We start from the raw sequence: 19,170 nt of genomic DNA, 5'->3' as shown, positions 1-19,170 counted from the left end.
GAATCTGCGGTAACCGGTTGTTGTGCGGTTGTTGGTGAACCCCGCCCGCAAGGGCGGCGGGTGTAAGCCCGAGCGGGAGTACAAGGAGCGCCCGAATGCGGGTGGATCAAGCAACCCGCCGCCCTTGCGGGCGGGGTTCACCAACCGCGCGGTGCCCCGGCGCCCTTATGAACAAGGGCGCCAAATGTGCTTTGTAGCGGCTTCGAGCCGCTCACCGGCCGGCTTACACCGGCCGTTCGCCTTGGCGCTTAGACGAACCGCGCGTGCTAACGAGCGGGTGCAGTTGCGCAACCACGAGAACTCAACAGCTTGGTGTCACTGCTTGAGATGTGACGCATCTCGACCTGAAGTGGAATCAGTCACTGCACCGATTCGCGTGCTCGACAAGCCCACAAACGCACGACGCCCACCCGTTTGCGGGTGGGCGTCGCGTCGCACGTTAGCGGTGCATTACTTCTTCTTGGCCGCGACCGCGGGGGCCTCGCGCTGTTTGGTCTTGGCCTTCGGCGAGCCGGGGCCGACCTTGTTCGTCGGGCGGACCTGAACGACTGCGCCGGGGAACCCCGGGATGCCGCCGCGGATCAGCAGCAGGTTGTTCTCCGTGTCCACCTTCACGATGGTCAGGTTGCGGATCGTGACCCGCTCGTTCCCGTACTGACCGGCCAGGTTGCGGCCCTTCTTCGGGCGGCCGCTACCACGGTTGCTGGCGAGTGACGACGTCGAACCGGGCTGCCGGTGGTTCTTCTTCGAGCCGTGCGCGGCCGGCATACCGTCGAAGTTGTGGCGCTTCATAACGCCCGAGTACCCGCGGCCCTTCGTGGTGCCGATCACGTCCACCGCGAGCACGTCCTTGAACACCTGATCGATGGTCAGCTTGTCGCCGACCTTCACCGTCATTTCTTCGCTGTACGCCTCGAACTTTTTGGTCGCGCCCTCGCCGCTCACCTTGATGCGCTCGACCTTGAAGGTCGCTTCGGCGGGGCCGGCCTTCACCGAGGCGGTGTCCACGAACGCGCCGCCCACGTCGAGGCGGAACTCGCGGATCACGCGCTGCGGCTCGCAGTCCGCCTTCGGGGGCAGCACCACGCCGGCCTTCTGACGCACGTCCTTGCGCTTCGACTTCAGCGCGGCCGCGACGTGGCCCTGTTCCGGGCGGGTCGCGCTCTTACGCTTCTTGTCCTTGAACCCGAGTTGCACCGCGGTGTAGCCGTCCTTCCGGACGGTGCCTGTGCGCTCGCTCTGGGCGGTGGGGTACTTGATCTGGAGCACGGGGCACGGCCCGAGTTGGAGCACCGTGACCGGTTCGGCCTTACCTTCGGCGGTGAAGATCTGCGTCATCCCGACTTTGTAGCCAATCAACCCGAGAGACATCGAAGCACCTTTCGGCCGCACGCGGCGGCTCATGTTCACCCCGGCCGGCCTGCACCCGACGCGGTCGCGTCGCGCATCAGCCGGATTTTGTGCCGGGCGTGTAGGAGTACAAATTGTAGCGGTCGCGTCGGTTCCGGCCAGTGCGCACCGGGCGGCGCCAGCGCACGAGTCGGTTCGCGAGTTGGACATCGACGGGGCGGGCGTCATGATTGCGGCTGGAGAAGATGAGAGGCGGCGGGGCGGCGCTGGGGAATCGGGCGTAATAATCGCTCGCGCCTCGCCCGGCCGCACACGTGTCACCGGTTCACACGAATCGTAACTCGCGCGGTCTGGCCGGTTGCGAACGGCTTGACTCCGTGGGTAGTATTGAGTCGCTTCTCCACATCTTGAAGGGGCACAACATGAGGCGGCTGTTCGCGGCGATCGGGACGTGCGGGCTGGCCATCGGCTCTGCTGGCGGAAATCCTCCAGCACCCGCACCAGCGGCGCCAGGAACGAGCGTATCGGCGCCGGTGCCCGCGGCCGCTACTCAATCGCGGATCGCACAACTGATCGCGCGCCTCGGGGCCGAGGACTTCCGCGACCGCGAATCGGCCGTTTCGGAACTGGAGAAGGCCGGAGCGGAGGCGATCGCCCCGCTGCGCGACGCGGGCAAATCGGATAACCCCGAAGTGCGCCAGCGCGCGGCCGTTATTCTCTTCAAACTCGAGCGCCGTTCGGACAGCAGCAAAATACTGGTGCCGAAGAAAATCGCGCTCGCGTACCGCGACATGCCGCTCGGCAGCGCGATCAACGACCTGAAAACGCGCACCAAACTGAACCTTGCGCTCGACCCGGCCCGAATCGCGGACCCGCTCCGGAAGGTGACCTGTGTAACCGCGGGCGAGGTTCCGGTGTGGGAGGCGCTCGAACAGTTCTGCGCCGCGGCCGGGTTGTGCGAAGCGCACCGGCTCGAACTCGCCGTGCCCAAACAGCAACCGCACGGGCGCCGGGTGTACGTCCCGCCGCCCACGGTCCCGCTCCCGGACGCGGTGCCCATCGTGCTGATTGACGGCAAGGGTGAGCGCCTGCCCGGTGCCCGCGACTCGGCCGTCCGCGTGCTCGTGATGCCGCGAACGTTCTCGGGGCACCGCGTTACGCTCGGTACGGGCGAAACGACTCTGTGCTTCGACGTCGCGCCGCTCCCGGGCCTGAACTGGCAGGACGTGGTCGGGGTGAAGGTTCACAAACTCGTCGACGACGCCGGGCGCCTGGGCGGGGCCGGGACCGCCCGGCCGGTCGCGCAGGGGGGAGAGTTCGAGGGCGTTGCCGCGTGGGGCGGCGGGGCGGTGTTCGTTGGTGGGGGATTCGGGGGCGGGTTCGGAGGGCGGTTCGACCCGCGGACCGGGATGCCGATCCCGGCCGAAACGATTGCGAACCCGCGCATGGTGAACGTGCCGCTGAAACTCGGCACTCCCACCGCCCGCACCATCAAGCGCATGGAGGGGCACGTACTCGGCGAGATCCAAATGCCGAATCAAAACCTCATCACGATCACCGACCTGGCGAAGAACGCGGGAGTGGCGTTCGAGGGTGCGGGGCAAACACGCCTGACGGTGGTGTCCGTAGGCGAGCCGAAGGGCAACGCGGGCGTCGTGATCCAGGTGCGACTGGAACACCCCTCACCGTGGGCCGTGAACGCGCGCCGCGGACTCAACCCCGGCGGGATCTGGCCCGAATCGCCGCGCCCGTCTCAGGCCCCGACCGTGCAGGCATTCGACGCGAACGGTAAGCAGATGTCTTCCCAGAACAACGGCGCGTTCAACGATTCCAGCGACGACGGAACGATGATGATCCAGAACCTCAACCTGACGTTCCGCAAGGACGCGGGTACTCCCGCGAAACTGGTCCTCGTCGGCCCGCGCCCCGTAATCGTCGAGGTGCCGTTCGTAATGGAAAACGTGCAGTTGCCGTAGGTTGGGTGGACGTGACTTTTTGTCGGGTGTGCCAGAACTTTGTGCTGGTACACCCGCTTTTGTTTCCGCCGAGCGCGTTATGCCCCATCCGAACCCGCGTCAGTACAGCCTCGTCCGGTTCCAAGTCGATCTGCTGCCCGTTGAGTACCGCGACCGTTATCCCTTTACCCGGGACGGGGTGTACGTCTACTTCGGCGAGATCCCGAACATGCCCGGTCACTGTGTCGTTGCGGACCACCGGTCCGGCAGGATCTACTCCGGGTATCACATCGAGCACTTCGCCGAGATACCCGAGGACGAAATCTGACGGATCGCAGCAATCACTCCACGCGCACTTCGGTATCGGCGAACACCACGTGGGTGGCAGAGCTGTCGGTCGGGAGGCTGTAACTGACCCGCACGCGGACCGTACCCGCCTTGAGGCCTTTCCACGTCCCGTCGACCTTGCCCGCGAAATCCCCGCCGCCGAATACCGTCACGGTTTCGCCGGGCGCCAGGAATTTCAAGGCACCGTAAACCGGTACGTCCTTAAACACGATCGTGGTCACGTTCTCGGAGTGCGGGGTGATGCCGACCCCGTAACCGTTTTGGCTGATGTTGCCCACCGCTTGCTGCTTGTTCGATGTGTTCGTGACGGTGATTTCAATCACCTCGCTGGCCTTCATTTCGACACCGACTTTCAGAGCCTTTTTCACCTTGGCGCGGACGTCGAACGACCGCACCACCTCGAACTCGACCGGCTCCGAGCGCACCTCGAACAGCGGCACGCCGGCCATGAGTCCGCGCTCGGCGTCGGGGCGCGGTTTGCCGTCTTTTCCGCCAGCGGCGCGGTAGGCGTAGTGTCCGGTCAGGCGCACTTTGCCCGGATACTGGAACTCGAACCGCGCCGGCGAGTACCAGTCCGAGAGCGCGAGTTCCGCGCCCGGCTTCAGTTCAACCACGTCCTTCGCCCAATCCCAATCGAACAGCCCGCACCGCCCGAACGACTGGCGCTGCATTGCCGTCCACGAGCCGTCCACGCCGCGCTGCTCCGCGGTCACGTGAACCCACGGATCGCGCCAGCCGCATTCGGAGCCGTCACCGGGCTTCACCACCTTGTGCGTGCGCGTTTTGGAGGTGTTGACCAGCTTGAACTCGATGTACGGCTGCGTGCCGGCTTCGATGATCCGCGTGTCGCCGAACACCTTCGGCACGAGCTTCAGGTCGCTTTCGATCTGATCTTTTGTGACCGCGTCCGGCTTGGGATCGGCGGCGGGGGAAACGAACGCGAAGAGTATCGCCCCGAGACTGGCGTAGGTCGCGCTGCGCATGGCCCTCTCCCGGAAGCACGCGAATGGGTTTCACGATTCGATCATACCTGTGCGTTTCGCGTGCGTTACGATATTCGCGGTCCTCGTTACGAACCGGAGACGATCGCCATGCGCCCCGTGCGTTGGTTCGCTGTGGTTGCGGTTCTCGTGCTGCACGCATCGCTGCTGTCGCCCGTTGCCGGAGCGTCCGAACCGCGTGACGTCGCACCGGCGCCGCGGGCGATCGTCCGTCCGGTGTTGGAGGAGCTCCGCAAAGCACTTAAACTCGATCCCTTTTACGCGAAAGCAGCCGATTATAAAGGGCTTCCCATTCTCGCGTCGGAAAAAGTATCGGACGCTGCGCTCGCAGAGGCCCGGTACCTCATTGGGATGATGCTCGCGGACCGTGACGACGTCACTCGGGCGCTCGTGAAGGCCAATTGCCGGTTCGTCGTGATGGCGCCCACCGAAATGACCACGGACGTACCCGAACAGCGGAACATGACGCCCAAAGACTACTGGGACAAGCGCGCACGCGGGTTGGGCGGGCGCGTCACGTCGTGCGGCGAGGAGAACCTGTTGAACCTGCGAGGCGACCGGTACCCGCGCGAGAACATTCTGATCCACGAGTTCGGCCACTGTATCCACCAGTACGGCCTGCGCACGGCGGAGCCGAAGTTCGAGGCCCGACTCCGCGCGACTTACGCCCGGGCGATCGAGCGAGGGTTATGGAAGGACACCTACGCCGCGACCAACGCCAGCGAGTATTTCGCCGAGGGTGTGCAATCTTACTTTGACTGCAATAGCCCGCCGAACGCGGGTGTCCACAACGACATCAACACGCGCGAGAAACTCGCTAAGTACGACCCGGACCTGTTCGAGCTGATCGACGACGTGTTCCGGAAGTCGCCGTACCGCTACGTGCGCTACGACAAGCGCGGGAAGTCCCCAGCCGCTCGCTAGCACGCGCGGCTCACCAAGACCAGGCGTTCAACGGCCCTGAATCCGCCCGCAACTCTGACTTGACGCCTCCGCTTACCCACGCTATCACCTCGGCCTTTGTGAACCCGGGGTGCCTTGGGGGGCGATATGGGCACCCGATTCGCCTGGAGGAAGTCCGAGATGCGCAAGTCGATTCGCGGGGCCGCGGCCCTGGTTCTCGGTTCGGCCCTGACCGCGTCGGCCGCGGCCCAACCGCCGGCGCCGGGCGCGCCGCCCGCTACCCCGCCCGCAGGTGTACCCGCGACCCCGCCGGTCGGTGGGGCACCCGGCGCCGCTGCCGGACTCCCCGGTGTGGCCCCGTCCGTGACGCCCGCGGCCAAGGCGCCCGAAGTGCGCCCCACCGGGACCGCTGCCACTGTTAACGGGAAGGCCATTCCCGAGGTCGCCGTTTACCGCGCGCTGCGCCAGTTCCCGGACGCGCACAAGGAGATGGCCCGCAAAGAGATCATGGCTCACCTGATCGAGAACGCCCTTATCGACGAGTACCTCACCCTCCTCAAGGTGACGGTCGACGAGAAGGACGTGAACAAGCTCATCGGCGACCTGAAGAAGGAGCTGACCGACGCGAAGAAGGACTACACCAAAGAACTCGAAGCGATGATGCTCACCGAGGCCGAGTTCCGGACCGAGGTGACGGCCCAGATGAAGTGGGAGAAGTTCGTCCAGCAGCAGGGCACCGACGCGGCCCTCAAGCAACTGTTCGACAGCAGCCCCGAGGTGTTCGACGGCACGATGGTCCGCGCGCGCCACATCCTCATGACGCCGGGCACGGACGAGGCCAAGCAGAAGGACGCGGCCCAGAAGCTGCGCGGGATCAAGCAGGTGGTGGAGCAGGAAGCGGCCAAGGCCGTCGCCGCGCTGCCGCCCACCGCGGACGCGCTCGCGAAGGAACAGGCCCGGACCAACAAGACCGACGAACTGTTCGCGGCCTACGCGAAGGAGTACTCCACCTGCCCGTCCAAGAAGGACGGCGGCGACTTGAACTTCTTCCCGCGCGCCGGGGCGATGGTCGAGCCGTTCGCGAAGACCGCGTTCGGGCTCAAACCGTATGAGATGAGCGACGTGGTCGCCACCGAGTTCGGCTACCACCTGATCCTCGTGACCTCGCGGCGCCAGGGCGCGCCCAAGAAGTTCGAGGACAAGGGCGTGAAGGAAGACGTGCAGATGCTCTACGCGATGCGGCTCCGCGAGTCCGTCATCACGATGATGAAGCCCAAGGCGCAGATCACCATCGCGCCGAAGTAAATCGGACCTTCTGGGCGAACGGTCGGTTCGTACCGACCGTTCGCCGTTTCCTGCAAAGAGTAGCCCTTCCGTCACTTCCCGGCACACGAACACACCCGAATCACATCCCTTTCGGCTACAAAAGCCGCCGATCGTTGCTGCGTAGGTCGGGCTGTGCCCGACTGTTGCGTATCGCGCAATACCAGCCTATCCACAGTCCCCTTGTGAAGTTTAGCACCGTCGGGCACAGCCCGACCTACTTCACCAGCAACGCCGACCCGCCTCCCACTACCTCTCCCGGTTCGCAGTTCGGCTTGATTTTTTCGGGCACAACTTTACCATCCGCCGTCCCGGTAATGGAGTACCGAAATGGCAGACGCGACCGGCCGCGCCGGGCTGATCCACGCGATTCGCACGAAACTCAACCTGTTGATGTACACCCGGGACTTTCGCGGGGCGTTCCGTGCGTCGTGCCGCGCGGCGAGCTGGCTCGCCTCCGGGCAGTTCAGCCGGTTCTTCAACAAGTTGCGCTCCCCGCGCCACGGGCTGCGCCCGGCCGGGTTCTTCGTGCCGGTCCGCACCGGTCCGCCGCTGTACCTCGCCGGTCACATCCACGGCCACGGCGGGTACGACCACGTGGTGCTGAAGGCGCTCGTCGGGTTGACCGCGTCCAACGTCCACGTGTTCCGCGACCCGCGCGCGTTCATGAACCCGAAGTTCGTGCCGGACGAGGCCGTCCCCACCGAGCGGATGTACACGTTCGACGAACCGCGCCTCGCGATCATCCCGCCGCACCTGCTCCACCGGTTCCGCCCCGGTACGCGCACCGCGGCTTGGACCATGTGGGAAACCGACACGCTGCCGCACGGGTCCGCAAAGTACCTGAACAAGTGTGGCCTGCTGCTCATCCCGAGTCAGTGGGGCGTGGACTGCTTCCGCGCCAACTGCGTCACGGTGCCGATGGAGGTCGTGCCGCTGGGCTACGACCCCGAGGTGTTCTCCCCGCGCCCGGCTAACAGCGGCCCGGAGATCTGCACGTTCGGCACCGCCGGCGCGCTCGACGAGGGCGGGCTGCGCAAGAACGTCCAGCGCGTTATCGACCTGTTCGTGAAGGCGTTCCCGAACCAGCGCGACGTGCGCCTCAAGGTGAAGATCACCCCGCGCTCGCCGATGGTGAAGACCCACGGCGACTCGCGCATCGAGGTCGTCCACGGCAGCCTCACGCCGCACGAACTGGCCGACTGGTACCGCTCGCTCACGTGCTACGTGAACGCCTCCTACGGCGAGGGGTTCGGGCTGCACCTGCTCGAAGCGATGGGGTGCGGGGTGCCGCTCGTGAGCACTACGTTCAGCGCCGTCGGCGAGGTCTTCGATTCGGCCGTCGGCTACGAGGTCGGCTACAAGCTCATCGAAGCCAAGAACAAGATCTACTCCGGCATGTGGGCCGACCCGGACAACGACCACCTCATTGCCCGGATGCGCGAGGTGTTCGCCGACCGCGCCACTGCCGACCGGTTCGGCACCGCCGCCGCTCAGCGTGCCCCGTCGTTCAGTTGGACGGAAGCCATGCGCAAGCTCCGCGGCGCGCTCGCGAAGCACGGCTTCCTGCCGGCGGACGCGGTCACGAGCACGGAAACCCGCGCCGCGGCGTGAACCGCACCACAAGCACGATTCCCCACCCGTCGCCGTTGAACTTCGTCCGCAAGGGCGGAGTTCAACGGCGACATCCGTATGTCCTACCCCTTCGGCGCGGTGCCGGTCGCATCGAAGTACGACTGGCGCACCCGATCGAGCACCACTTCGTTCTCGGTCACGCGGTCCACGAGTACAGGACCGGCAAATACGTACCAAACCGACAGCGCGAGCGGCAGCACAACTGTTGAGAAGATCGCCGTCATCACCAGCGTGACGGCCAGGTCCGTGTTCTCGGTGCCCATCACCCGTCGCGTGACAACAATCGCCCACGCCCACAGTGCGACCAGCCCAAGCGACATCACGAAGCCGATCCACACGAACCGGTCGCGGAACCGGCGGTGCCGGTCGCAAGTCGTGACCGCGACGAGCATCGTCGGTGGATCGACCGGCGCGGCCGGTTTGGGCGCGGGCGTCGCTGCACTTCGGGGCTTTGTCACGAACCCGACGAGCGCACCGATCGCCGACACAATCCCCTTCAGCAGTTCCCACAGCACGAACGGCAGCATGAGTAGCCCGAACACCGCCGAAATGGGATCATCGCCGAGTGGAACCACCGACAGATCACCTCCACCGCCCCCGCCTTGGCTCGGCTTGTGATTGACGACCCGCCATTCCTGTTTCGTGGTGGCGGTCGCGCCGCAGTACATGCACACCATCGGGACCGGGCGGCGGTCGTTGCGGTTCAGAGTCAGTTCGGGCATCGGTCCGGGATCCAGCGCGATAGAGAGATTCGGTCGTGACTCGCTACTATCGGCGAGCGCGGACCCACGAGTTCAGAAGATCATCTCCGATCACGTTTTCGCCCGATCCGTTGCCACAGCGCCGAGTTGCGCGATTTCCCGAGCGTACACCGGTTGCAACAGTCGCGTGACGAGGCGCCGTTCGAGCCAGCCGACCGGCCACCCGTGAACCTTCATGTCGGTCGCGATCGTCACGCGCGCCTTCTGCCCGCCCTCGACCGGATCGACCGTGAACGTCGTGACGATCTTGCCCTCCACGTCCGTCTCCACGAGCACGCGCCCGGGTTCCGGCTCCGAGATCGTGGCCCGCATGGTGCGCGTGGCGCCGAGCATGCGCATCTGGAATCGAATAACAGTGCCGGCGCCGATACCGCCTTGCTCCACGTCCAGGGACACGAACGGCGGGCGCGGAAGGATGAGCGGGTGCCCGTCGCGGTAGTCCGCGATGGTGGCGTAAACCATCGACGCGGGAGCCGAAATCGTGGCTTCGGCGCTGATGCGGTGAACGGGCACAAAAGTCTCCACGGGGTGGATCGGGCAGCGGGGCTAACATTTGCTAACGTTTTGGGAAACCGGCCCCGTGTCCCTCTTCGCCGATACGCGCCAACTGCTTGTTTCCCTGTTACTTCCGGCTCCAAAACCGCTCTCAATTCACCGTTTTTGGGCCGATTTCTGCTAACATTCGGCTAACACAGACGACAGATTCGACCAAATTTCGCCCGCGAATCCCTCAAAACGAGCCACTCGCGTAAATCCGGTGGCCACGTTTCGTTGACGCGGTCGGGCCATCGGGAACTCTTCTACTAAAGTATACGCATTAACAGGTGGATTATCCAGAAGAAATCCGCGGGTCACAGGGCCTTTACTCCACCCGCTCGTTGGCACTCGCGCGTGCTTCCCGTGCCTGTTTACTTTTGCACACTCAACGATCCACCGCGCGTTACTCCTTCGCACGTTCGAGGCGCAGGAAGAGCGGGTGGAGTGACGCATCCGCGAGAACTAAACGGCCCTGTAAACCAAATACGCATTCTTCCGTTGTCTGATCCGCGTTATCTGCGTGATCCGCGGTTCCGCTTACTGATCTGCCTTCCGTACTCCCACTCTGAAAGCCGTTCGCCGCGGTCCGGTATCCGCCGTAAGAAAACGTGAAGTATCGTTCACCCCGGGCGGGCCATGCGAATCGCGTTCATCACCGCCGGCGCCGCGGGCATGTATTGCGGCAGTTGCATGCGGGACAACACGCTCGTCACCGCGCTGCGGCGCCTCGGGCACGACGCGCTGCTCATCCCCGCGTACATGCCCATCAAAGTGGACGAGCCGGATGCGTCGCAGCAAAAGGTCTTCTTCGGCGGCGTGAACATCTACCTCGAACAGAAGTTCTGGCTGTTCCGCCACACCCCGCGGTTCCTCGACCGATTGTTCAACTTCCGCTGGCTCCTGAAATGGGTGTCGCGGTTCGCCGTGCGCGCGAAGTACAGCGAGCAGGCCGAACTCACGATCTCGATGCTGCGCGGCGCACGCGGAAATCAGGCCAAAGAGGTCGAGAAATTGGTGGAGTACCTCCGGGACGAGAAACCGGACGTGGTGCTGTTCACCAACGCGCTGCTGTCCGGCGCCATTCCCTCGGTGAAGCAAGCGCTCGGGGTACCGGTGTTCGTCACGCTCCAGGGCGACGACATCTTCCTGGACGAGCTCTCGGAGCACGAACGGCAGAAGTGTTTCGAGCTGATTCGCGAGAACGGGCGCTCCGTGGATGCGTACATCAGCACGAGCGCGTACTACGCCGATCACATGGCCGGGTACATGGGAGTGGCCCGCGAGAACATCTACGTCGTTCCGCCTGGCATCAGCCTCACGGGTCACGGTGGACCCGCGGACGCGAACCCCACGCGCCCGCTCACGATCGGGTACTTCGCCCGGATCTGCCCAGAAAAAGGGTTCCACCGCGTTGTGGAAGCGTTCATTCGGTTGCGCCAAACGCCCGGCGCACCGGACGCGAAGCTCCGGGCCAGCGGGTGGATGGGCGAGAACAACCGGCCGTACTTCGAGGAGCAGATCAAGCGCCTCACGAGCGCGGGGCTGATCGCCGATTTCGAGCACGTCGAGAGTCCTACGCACGAAGACAAAGTGCGATTCATGCGCAACATCGATGTGCTCTGCGTGCCCACGGTGTACCGCGAACCGAAGGGGCTGTACGTGCTCGAAGCGTGGGCCAACGGCGTGCCCGTTGTGCTGCCCGCACACGGCTCGTTCCCGGAACTGGTCGAGTCTACCAGCGGCGGGTTGCTCGTGGACCCGGACTCGATCGATGAACTCGCCGGCGGGCTGCACCGCGTGCTGACCGATCACGAGTTCCGCGGGCGCGCCGGGCGCGCGGGCGAAACCGCTGTGCGCGAGCGCTTCACCGCCGACACGATGGCACGCGACACCGTCGCGCTCCTGAACCAGTTCGTCCGCACCCAGGCACCGACTCCCGTATGACGACCCCATTCAGCATCACGCGCCGCGTCGAGTTCGGGGACACCGACATGGCCGGCATCATGCACTTCTCGAACTTCTTCCGCTTTATGGAAGTAGCGGAGACGGACTTCCTCCGCGCACGAGGATTGTCCGTGAGTTGGATCGAGGACGGCGTGAAGTGGGGGTTCCCGCGCGTTTCGGTGACGTGTGACTATCAGAAACCGGCGAAGTTCTCGGACGTGCTGACGATCGCGGTGCGCCTGGAGAAGCTCGGGAAGAAGTCCGTGGGCTACCGGTTCGACTTCACGAACCAGCGCGGCGAACCGATCGCGGTCGGGCGCATGACCTCGGTGTATTGTCGGGGCACCAACTCGGACCAGATCGAGTCCCTGGAGATCCCGGCCCGCGTGCGCGAGATCCTGGAAGGGCAACTGTGACCGAAGTAGAACCGTACCTGGTGCGCCTCACGACCCGGTTGCTCGAAGGGATCGAGCGCTTGCCCGCGGACCAGCGCGAGCGGAACACCACGTACCTGCTCGAAGCCCAGAACCCGGACGGCGGGTTCTCCGGGCGCGAGGGCGGGTCCGATCTTTATTACACCGGGTTCGCGCTGCGCTCGCTGGCAGTGCTTCAAGCACTGAACGAAGACGTCTGCAACAAGGCCGCGAACTTCCTCCGCACGAAGATGACCGGCAGCGCGGGCGTGGTGGACTTCTTCTCGCTCGTCGTGAGTTGCTATCTGGTTCCGTTGGGTGGCGGTCCCGATGTGTTGGCAGACGCCCCTGCCGACTGGCCTGAGCGCGTCGCGGCCACGCTCGAAACGTTTCGCACCCCAGACGGAGGCTACGGTAAAACGCCCGGCGCGCTGTACGGCAGCACTTACACCAGTTTCCTCGTCACGCTCTGTTTGCAGCTTCTTGGGCGCTCCTCCCCGGATGCGGAGAAACTGGCCGCGTTCGTGAAATCGCGCCGGCGCGACGACGGCGGGTACGTGGAAATCTCCGCGATGAAGCGGAGCGGTACGAACCCCACCGCCGCGGGCGTGGGGTTGCTCCAGATCCTCGGCGCACTCGACGACACGGCCCGCACCGGCACCGCGACGTTCCTCGCGGCGCTCCCTTCGCCGTTCGAGGGCGGGCTTCGAGCAAACGATCGTATCCCCGCAGCGGACCTGCTCTCGACGTTCACCGGGAGCTGGACGTTGGACCAACTCGGCCATGCGAACAAGCTCGACTGGGACGCGATCCAGCGCTACGCCGAAGAGTGCGAGCGACCCATCGGCGGGTTCCGCGGTGGGTTGTGGGACGAACACACTGATGTGGAGTACACGTTCTACGGCCTCGGCACGCTCGCGCTCGCGGCCCTCATGCTGGAATGAACCTGGGACCGCGGGCGGCCTGTCCGGTGTTGGCCTGCGTTAGCCCGCGAGCGGGGCTTGGATTTCCTGGTGATGGATTTGCCTGTAGCCCACGGTAGCCAACCGCTCGCTCCGCGAGCGGACCAAACTCAAGAATGGTCGTGATCGCTTCCAGGGAACGCGGCGGCGATCACGATCCGGGCGCACGCTTCGGCGTCGGACCCGGCGTCGTGGTGCATCAGGCCGATCCCAAGACGCCGACACACCGCGGGCAGGTTCGCGGGTTTGAGCGCCCACTTTCGGCGCGCGAGCTGAACTGTGCAGACGAAGGGCAGGGCGGGGGCCGCCAGTTCCGCCGCGGCGCAGCACGCGGACAGCACGCGCCGGTCGAACGGGGCGTTGTGTGCGGCGAGGAACTTCACCCCTTCGAGTACCGGGGCGACCTTCGACCACACATCTTTGAAGACCGGCGCGCTTTTCACCATCGGCCACGTGATGCCGTGAACGTAAGTGAACAGAATGCGCTCGCGCGGCGGGCGGATCAGTATTGCTTCGCGGTGAACGATCTTCGAGTTTTCCACTCGAACTACCCCCACCGCGCAGGCGCTATCGGGGCCGTTGTCGGCCGTCTCGAAGTCGATCGCCACGAACGGGCCGTCCAGCGGCGGGAGCGGAACGGGCGGCTTCTTGCGGCGCGGGGTCATGGGTTCGTCCTGTGCCATTGCCGTTAGTATACGCCCTTTCCTCAGACGCGCGTCCAGGGCAAACTGTAAAGAGTGAACGGACCGTGGGTTACTCCCGTTATTTTGGGGTAATCGTTCGGCTTATTTCGGTTGCGCCGCACCGAGATGTGCGTATAATGTATTTATGTTCATATTGCGAGCCGAGTGCTTGGCGAGTGACTGGTGTAGTCGCTGCCGCCCGCTCGTTAACACTCGCGGTTCGCCGGGGTTGCACGCGAGTCGCTCTCCACCGGCCGCCTTGCACCGTCTGTTTGCCAAGAGGCGCGGGCGAACCGCGAGTGTTAACGAGCGGGTGGGGCAACGTGCGTCGCTCGCGCTGGTTGTTCGCCCAAAAACTAGGGTGCGCGCATTCATCGAATGTTAGCCGCGGGTGTGAAAAACGCCTGGGAAAACGCACCGTTGAGGCGGCTGGGGCGGAAACGTTAGCAAATGTTAGCCGCGCGGGGCTAACGATCGCGGTGGGGCGAAAATGGCTGCAAACGTTCGGGACATCCCGTAATCTGCGTGGGGCCGGCCACCTACCCACGAACCCAAGGTTCCACCGATGCGCCTCTCTCGCGCGTTCCTGTTCGCGCTGCTCGTGTTCGCCCCGTCCGCTCGCGCCGCTGATCCGCGGGTCGCGGACAGCCTGCAACCGTTCGTCGAAAAGAACCAGCTCGCGGGCGCGGTCGTGTTGGTCGCGTCGCCGGACAAGGTGCTGACCGTCGAAACCGTGGGCTTCGCCGATCGCGAGGCCAAGATCGCGATGAAGCCGGACGACCTGTTCTGGATCGCGTCGATGACCAAGCCCATGACGGCCGCGGGGCTCATGATGCTCGTCGACGAGGGGAAGGTCGCGCTCGACGACCCGATCGAGAAGTACCTGCCGGAATTCAAAACGCAGTGGATGGCCGTGTTCCAGGACAAGGACACGGTGCTGTTAAAGAAGCCGGGCCGCGTGCCCACGATCCGGGATTGCCTGCGCCACACGAGCGGAATGCCGTTCGGTTCCGCGCTCGAAACTCCGACCATCGACAAATTGCTGCTCAAGGACGCGGTGGGCAGTTACGCCATCACGCCGCTCCAGTACGAGCCGGGCGCGAAATACGTGTACTCGAACGCGGGCATCAACACCGCGGGGCGCATCATCGAAGTGGCCAGCGGCCTTTCCTACGAAGAGTTCATGGCGAAGCGGCTGTTCGGGCCGCTCGGGATGACCGAAACGACCTGGCGCCCCACGAGCGAGCAACTGAAGCGGCTCGCGAAGACCTACCGCCCGAGTAAGGACGGCAAGGGACTGGAAGCGATGCCCATTTCGCCGCTGGCGTACCCGCTCAGCGACTCGACGCGGCACCCGTGCCCGGGCGGTGGGTTGTTCTCCACGGCGCGGGACGTGGCCGCGTTCGGGCAGATGGTCCTGCGCGGCGGTACGCACGGCGAAAAGCGCTTGCTTTCCGAAGATTCGATTCGCGCAATGACCGGCACCCAAACCGACACGCTGCTCGACAAGGCGAAGGGGGAGAGCGGTTACGGCTTGGGTCTGAGCACGACGCGCAAGTCGAAGAAGGACGGCCCGGCGGTCGCGGGGCCGTGCGGTCACGGCGGGGCGTTCGCTACGAACGTGTGGATCGATCCAGACAAAAAGCTCGTAACAGTGTACATGGTTCAGCACGCGGGCTTCCCGGGAGAGGGCGCGAAGGCGCGATCGGCGTTCGAGAAAGCCGCCGCGGACATCTACGGTAAGTGACGGAAGACGACCGGTGGTTCCGGCCGCTGCACACAAACGAAAGCTGCTATGTCGCGTATCCTGTTGTTGCTCCTACTTCCTTTAGTGGTACTCAGCGCCATGCCAGCGGCCGAACCGCCCGCGACACCGAAAGGCGAGACGCTCACCCCGGAGTGGGCGTCCGCGTTTGCCAAACTCGCGCTGAAGGGGGCGAAGAAGGAGTTCCCCAACAAGCCGGGGCACGTGCTGCTCGACGACAAGGACACCAAAACGCCCAAAGCACTGCACCCCGCGTTCTACGGCTGCTACGACTGGCACTCCGCCGTTCACGGGCACTGGATGCTGGTCCGCGTGCTGCGGGCGCACCCGACGCTCCCGCAAGCGAAGGATATTCGCGCCGTTCTCGCGGAACACCTGACTGCGGCAAACATCAAGACCGAAGTTGAGTATTTCAATCGGCCGGAAGCGAAGTCGTTCGAGCGGCCTTATGGTTGGGCGTGGTTGCTCAAACTCGCGGAAGAGTTGCACACCTGGGACGACCCGGACGCGAAGACGTGGGCCGAGAACCTGCGCCCGCTCGCGGAACTGATCGCCAACCGGTACATCGAATACTTCCCGAAGCAGACGTACCCGATCCGCGCCGGGGTTCACTCGAACACCGCGTTCGGCCTCACGTTCGCACACGACTACGCGAAAGCGACGGGTAACAAGAAGCTACAAGAGTTGATCGAGGAACGGGCGAAGGCGTACTACGGGAAGGACGCGGACGCGCCCGCGCGCTGGGAACCGGACGGGGCCGACTTCCTCTCCCCGAGTTTGTGCGAAGCGGACCTCATGCGCCGGGTACTTCCACCGGCCGAGTTCGCCGCGTGGTTCCACAGGTACCTGCCCGGCGCGGTCAAAGGCGAACCCGCGAACCTGTTCGGCCCCGCGACCGTTACCGACCGCACCGACCCGCAACTCGTTCACCTCGACGGCCTGAACCTCAGTCGCGCGTGGTGCTTGCGCGGCATCATCACCGCGCTCCCGAAAGACGATCCGGCGCGCAAGGCGCTGGCCGCTTCCGCCGCGAAGCACGCCGAGGCCGGGTTAAAGCACGTTTCGAGCGGGGACTACGCGGGCGAGCACTGGCTCGCGTCGTTCGCGGTGTGGATGCTCTCGCTACCCGCGCCGGAGTGATGCGATTCAATGATCAGAACTCGGTGAAGCCGTCGTCGCCGCCCGAACCGAGTCGGTCGAGTTCGTGGGTGTGTTTGCTCTTCACCGGGCGGCTCGCGCCGGGGCGCGGCTTGTGAACCGGCGCTTTGGGTTTGGCTTTAGGGCGCGTGCCTCGTGTGGGCCGGGCCGGGGCGCTACTTTCGTTGTGGCTGAGCCTGAACCGGGTGACGAGGTCGCGGAGCTGGCCGGCCTGGTCCGTAAGCGTTTGGGCCGTGGCCGACATTTCTTCGGTTTGGGCCGCGTTGCGCTGGGTGACTTCGTCCATCTGCGAGACGGCTTTGCTGACCTGATCGATACCTGTGGACTGTTCCTTGCCCGCGGCGGCAATTTCGGTGACGAGGTCCGTCACGCGCGTGACCGAAGTTACAATGTCCCCGAGCGTAGCCCCCGAGCGGTTCACGAGTTCGGTGCCGGCGTCGACCTTCTTGACCGAGTCCTCGATCAGGTCTTTGATCTCCTTGGCTGCGGTCGCGGAGCGTTGGGCCAAGTTACGCACTTCCGAGGCGACGACGGCGAACCCGCGGCCCTGCTCCCCGGCTCGTGCGGCTTCGACGGCGGCGTTGAGCGCGAGCAGGTTCGTCTGGAACGCGATCTCATCGATCGTCGTGATGATGTCCGCGATCTTTTTCGACGACTGGTTGATCGCATTCATAGCGGTGACCGCGCTGCCGACGACCTGCCCCCCGCGCTCGGCGATTTCTTTCGAGTTGTTGGCGAGTTGCCGGGCTTGCTGGGCGCTGTCCGAGTTCTGGCGCACGCGGGCCGTGATCTGTTCGAGCGTGCTGGCGGTTTCTTCGAGGCTCGACGCCTGCTCCTGGGCGCCCGTGGAGATCTCTTCACTGGCCGAGGAGAGCTGGCTCGAGGCATCGGCGAGTTGCTCGGACACCTCGCGCACGCCCTCCAGGGCTTCGCGCACGGAAACGACGGCCTTGCTCAGTGCCGCGGCCATCTGACCAATAACGTCGGTGCCCATTTCGGGCGTCTGGTGCGTGAAGTCCCCTGCGGCCAGGGCGGTGATTCCGGTCAGGATGATATCGGCCTTGCGCCGCAGGTCTTCCGCCTGCTGGCGCTCGGTTTGGCGGACCCGTTCGGCCTCGGCTTCGCGCGCGGTCCGCTCGGCGGTCTCGCGCTCTGTGCGCTCGCGAATTTCCTGCGCTTGGGCGGCGATCGCTTGTAGATTGGCGCCCGACGCGCGTTCCGCTTCGGCGAGCGCGGCCTCGCGCGTCGCCTGCGTGCGCATTTCGTCCGTGCTGAGCACGCACATCCAGGCCAGAACGGGCATCGAGAACAGCGCCCAGGCCGCGTGCTCCAGCCACAGCCAGTTGCTGTACGGGCTGGACCCGTAAGCCGACTGCCACCAGAGGAACCCGCGGGCGATGTGGTCCACTGCCGCGACCCCCACGGCCAGCACGAGCACGCGCCAGTCGCGGTACACGGCGAGCATCCCGATGGACGCGAACACGTGGAAGTGCGACTCGATGCGCCCGCCGGTCAGGTGCATAATCAGGATGCCCATGACCATCTGGGAGACGGCGACCACGAACCCGTTCGCCATGTCCCCGGGCTTGTTGACCGCGAGGTACGCGGGCGCCGCCGCGCACACCGCGCCGAGCAGAACCGCTACCCATATGTGGGGGTGCGTTCCCGATTCGGCCCCGGCCCAGGCGCGCGGGCTGACGACCACGGCCAGCACGATCACCAGCACCCACTGCGCCACCATGAGGCCGGCGAAGAGCCGGTCGGCGCGGGCGCGGTTACTGGCCACCGCGGTGCGGAACAGTTCTTCGGCGTGGGCGGTGGGGGCCGGTTTCAGCGGTGCAGCGCTCATGGCGGGAATTTACTGTAGGGGACAGCCGAATACGGGGAACGACACCGGTTCGTTTTCGGTTCCGGACAAGCGGGCGGTGACGGCGCGCAGCCCGGGGTTGTCCCCCTCGTGCCCGCGCCCGTCGGTGATGCCGCCCTCGAACACCAGGCGCCCGTCGGCGCCGTACAGGAGCACGTGGCCGGACGTCATGGCCCCGAACTGTTTGGCGACCGCCCCGTCCGGGTCGGCGCGCAACTCGGCCGCGCAAACCCGTGCGACCCGGCCGTTCGGGGTCGCGGCCGGGTCTTCTGCGGTTACGTAAATCACGGCCTCGGCCCCGGTTCCCGCGACCGCCTTCGCGAAGTTGCGCAGGGAAACCGGGCTGCACGGACAGTGCGGGTGGACGAACATCATCACGCGCGGGCGCTCGGCCCGCTTCGTACCGGTTTCCGCTTCACTCAACTGGCGCGGGGCCGGTCCGCTCTGGCCCGGGGTGAACTGGTGGGCCGATAAAAAGCCCACGCCCCCCACCAGTGCGGCTAACCAGCATCCGAACGCGATCCACCCTCCACACTTCACAACGGGTTCCTCAACTTCGGGGACA

The 19,170-nt window shown here is 65.2% G+C and carries 17 protein-coding genes; 10 read left to right on the top strand and 7 right to left on the bottom strand.

What is annotated here, in order from left to right; translation table 11 throughout:
• Window positions 1-450: 450 nt before the first annotated feature.
• Entirely contained in the window at window positions 451-1,371 is a 921-nt protein-coding gene (locus VT84_RS27630) for a large ribosomal subunit protein uL3 (RefSeq protein ID WP_052555874.1), read from the bottom strand.
• Between the two features lie 401 nt (window positions 1,372-1,772).
• Between VT84_RS27630 and VT84_RS27625 the strand changes: the two genes are divergently transcribed.
• Window positions 1,773-3,326: a HEAT repeat domain-containing protein gene (locus tag VT84_RS27625; RefSeq protein WP_157469879.1), complete on the top strand. Its 1,554-nt coding sequence runs from the start codon at window positions 1,773-1,775 to the stop codon at window positions 3,324-3,326.
• A 79-nt stretch (window positions 3,327-3,405) separates the two neighbouring features.
• Complete coding sequence (locus tag VT84_RS27620; protein WP_052555869.1) at window positions 3,406-3,633, top strand: hypothetical protein; 228 nt, start codon at window positions 3,406-3,408, stop codon at window positions 3,631-3,633.
• A 13-nt stretch (window positions 3,634-3,646) separates the two neighbouring features.
• Here the strand turns inward: VT84_RS27620 and VT84_RS27615 are convergent, their stop codons facing one another.
• Window positions 3,647-4,636, bottom strand: coding sequence for a hypothetical protein (locus VT84_RS27615; RefSeq protein ID WP_082841764.1), 990 nt, complete (start codon window positions 4,634-4,636; stop codon window positions 3,647-3,649).
• A gap of 108 nt (window positions 4,637-4,744) precedes the next feature.
• On the opposite strand from VT84_RS27615, the gene VT84_RS27610 reads away from it, so the two are divergent.
• The 3 genes from VT84_RS27610 to VT84_RS27600 all read left to right on the top strand — a co-directional run bounded on the left by VT84_RS27610 (window position 4,745) and on the right by VT84_RS27600 (window position 8,494).
• Window positions 4,745-5,578 carry a hypothetical protein gene (locus VT84_RS27610; protein ID WP_082841763.1) on the top strand — a complete coding sequence of 278 codons (834 nt, stop codon included), beginning with the start codon at window positions 4,745-4,747 and terminating at the stop codon, window positions 5,576-5,578.
• A 159-nt stretch (window positions 5,579-5,737) separates the two neighbouring features.
• A complete protein-coding gene (locus VT84_RS27605; RefSeq protein WP_052555863.1) occupies window positions 5,738-6,862 on the top strand; it encodes a peptidylprolyl isomerase in 1,125 nt (374 codons plus the stop codon).
• Between the two features lie 348 nt (window positions 6,863-7,210).
• Window positions 7,211-8,494, top strand: a complete 1,284-nt coding sequence (locus tag VT84_RS27600) for a glycosyltransferase (protein ID WP_082841761.1) — start codon at window positions 7,211-7,213, stop codon at window positions 8,492-8,494.
• An 83-nt stretch (window positions 8,495-8,577) separates the two neighbouring features.
• Here the strand turns inward: VT84_RS27600 and VT84_RS27595 are convergent, their stop codons facing one another.
• A complete protein-coding gene (locus tag VT84_RS27595) occupies window positions 8,578-9,237 on the bottom strand; it encodes a hypothetical protein (RefSeq protein ID WP_052555860.1) in 660 nt (219 codons plus the stop codon).
• Window positions 9,238-9,327: 90 nt separating this feature from the next.
• Window positions 9,328-9,789 (bottom strand): SRPBCC family protein, encoded by a 462-nt coding sequence (locus VT84_RS27590; RefSeq protein ID WP_052555858.1) that lies wholly within the window; start codon window positions 9,787-9,789, stop codon window positions 9,328-9,330.
• A gap of 660 nt (window positions 9,790-10,449) precedes the next feature.
• Between VT84_RS27590 and VT84_RS27585 the strand changes: the two genes are divergently transcribed.
• Genes VT84_RS27585 through VT84_RS27575 form a run of 3 tightly spaced genes read left to right on the top strand, consistent with a single transcriptional unit; the run spans window position 10,450 to window position 13,114 of the window.
• A complete protein-coding gene (locus VT84_RS27585; RefSeq protein WP_052555857.1) occupies window positions 10,450-11,757 on the top strand; it encodes a glycosyltransferase family 4 protein in 1,308 nt (435 codons plus the stop codon).
• Entirely contained in the window at window positions 11,754-12,173 is a 420-nt protein-coding gene (locus VT84_RS27580; RefSeq protein ID WP_052555855.1) for an acyl-CoA thioesterase, read from the top strand. Before VT84_RS27585 ends, VT84_RS27580 begins: the two co-directional genes overlap by 4 nt.
• Complete coding sequence (locus tag VT84_RS27575; RefSeq protein ID WP_239465485.1) at window positions 12,170-13,114, top strand: prenyltransferase/squalene oxidase repeat-containing protein; 945 nt, start codon at window positions 12,170-12,172, stop codon at window positions 13,112-13,114. The genes VT84_RS27580 and VT84_RS27575 overlap by 4 nt, the downstream gene beginning before the upstream one ends.
• Window positions 13,115-13,242: 128 nt before the next feature.
• On the opposite strand, the gene VT84_RS27570 is transcribed toward VT84_RS27575, so the two are convergent.
• Entirely contained in the window at window positions 13,243-13,797 is a 555-nt protein-coding gene (locus tag VT84_RS27570) for a 3'-5' exonuclease (protein ID WP_052557403.1), read from the bottom strand.
• Window positions 13,798-14,380: 583 nt separating this feature from the next.
• On the opposite strand from VT84_RS27570, the gene VT84_RS27565 reads away from it, so the two are divergent.
• Together VT84_RS27565 and VT84_RS27560 are read left to right on the top strand one after the other, a co-directional pair.
• On the top strand, window positions 14,381-15,562 hold the full coding sequence (locus VT84_RS27565) for a serine hydrolase domain-containing protein (protein WP_082841760.1): 1,182 nt from the start codon (window positions 14,381-14,383) through the stop codon (window positions 15,560-15,562).
• A gap of 48 nt (window positions 15,563-15,610) precedes the next feature.
• The gene (locus VT84_RS27560; RefSeq protein WP_082841759.1) at window positions 15,611-16,720 is read left to right on the top strand and encodes a DUF2891 domain-containing protein; all 1,110 of its coding nucleotides are present in this window, start codon (window positions 15,611-15,613) and stop codon (window positions 16,718-16,720) included.
• A gap of 13 nt (window positions 16,721-16,733) precedes the next feature.
• On the opposite strand, the gene VT84_RS27555 is transcribed toward VT84_RS27560, so the two are convergent.
• The gene (locus VT84_RS27555) at window positions 16,734-18,587 is read right to left on the bottom strand and encodes a methyl-accepting chemotaxis protein (protein WP_082841758.1); all 1,854 of its coding nucleotides are present in this window, start codon (window positions 18,585-18,587) and stop codon (window positions 16,734-16,736) included.
• Between the two features lie 9 nt (window positions 18,588-18,596).
• Window positions 18,597-19,088: a hypothetical protein gene (locus VT84_RS27550; RefSeq protein WP_157469877.1), complete on the bottom strand. Its 492-nt coding sequence runs from the start codon at window positions 19,086-19,088 to the stop codon at window positions 18,597-18,599.
• Window positions 19,089-19,170: the final 82 nt, after the last annotated feature.

The organism is Gemmata sp. SH-PL17 (assembly GCF_001610855.1).
Taxonomy (GTDB): domain Bacteria; phylum Planctomycetota; class Planctomycetia; order Gemmatales; family Gemmataceae; genus Gemmata; species Gemmata massiliana.
This window is presented reverse-complemented; position numbering and strand designations above follow the sequence as displayed.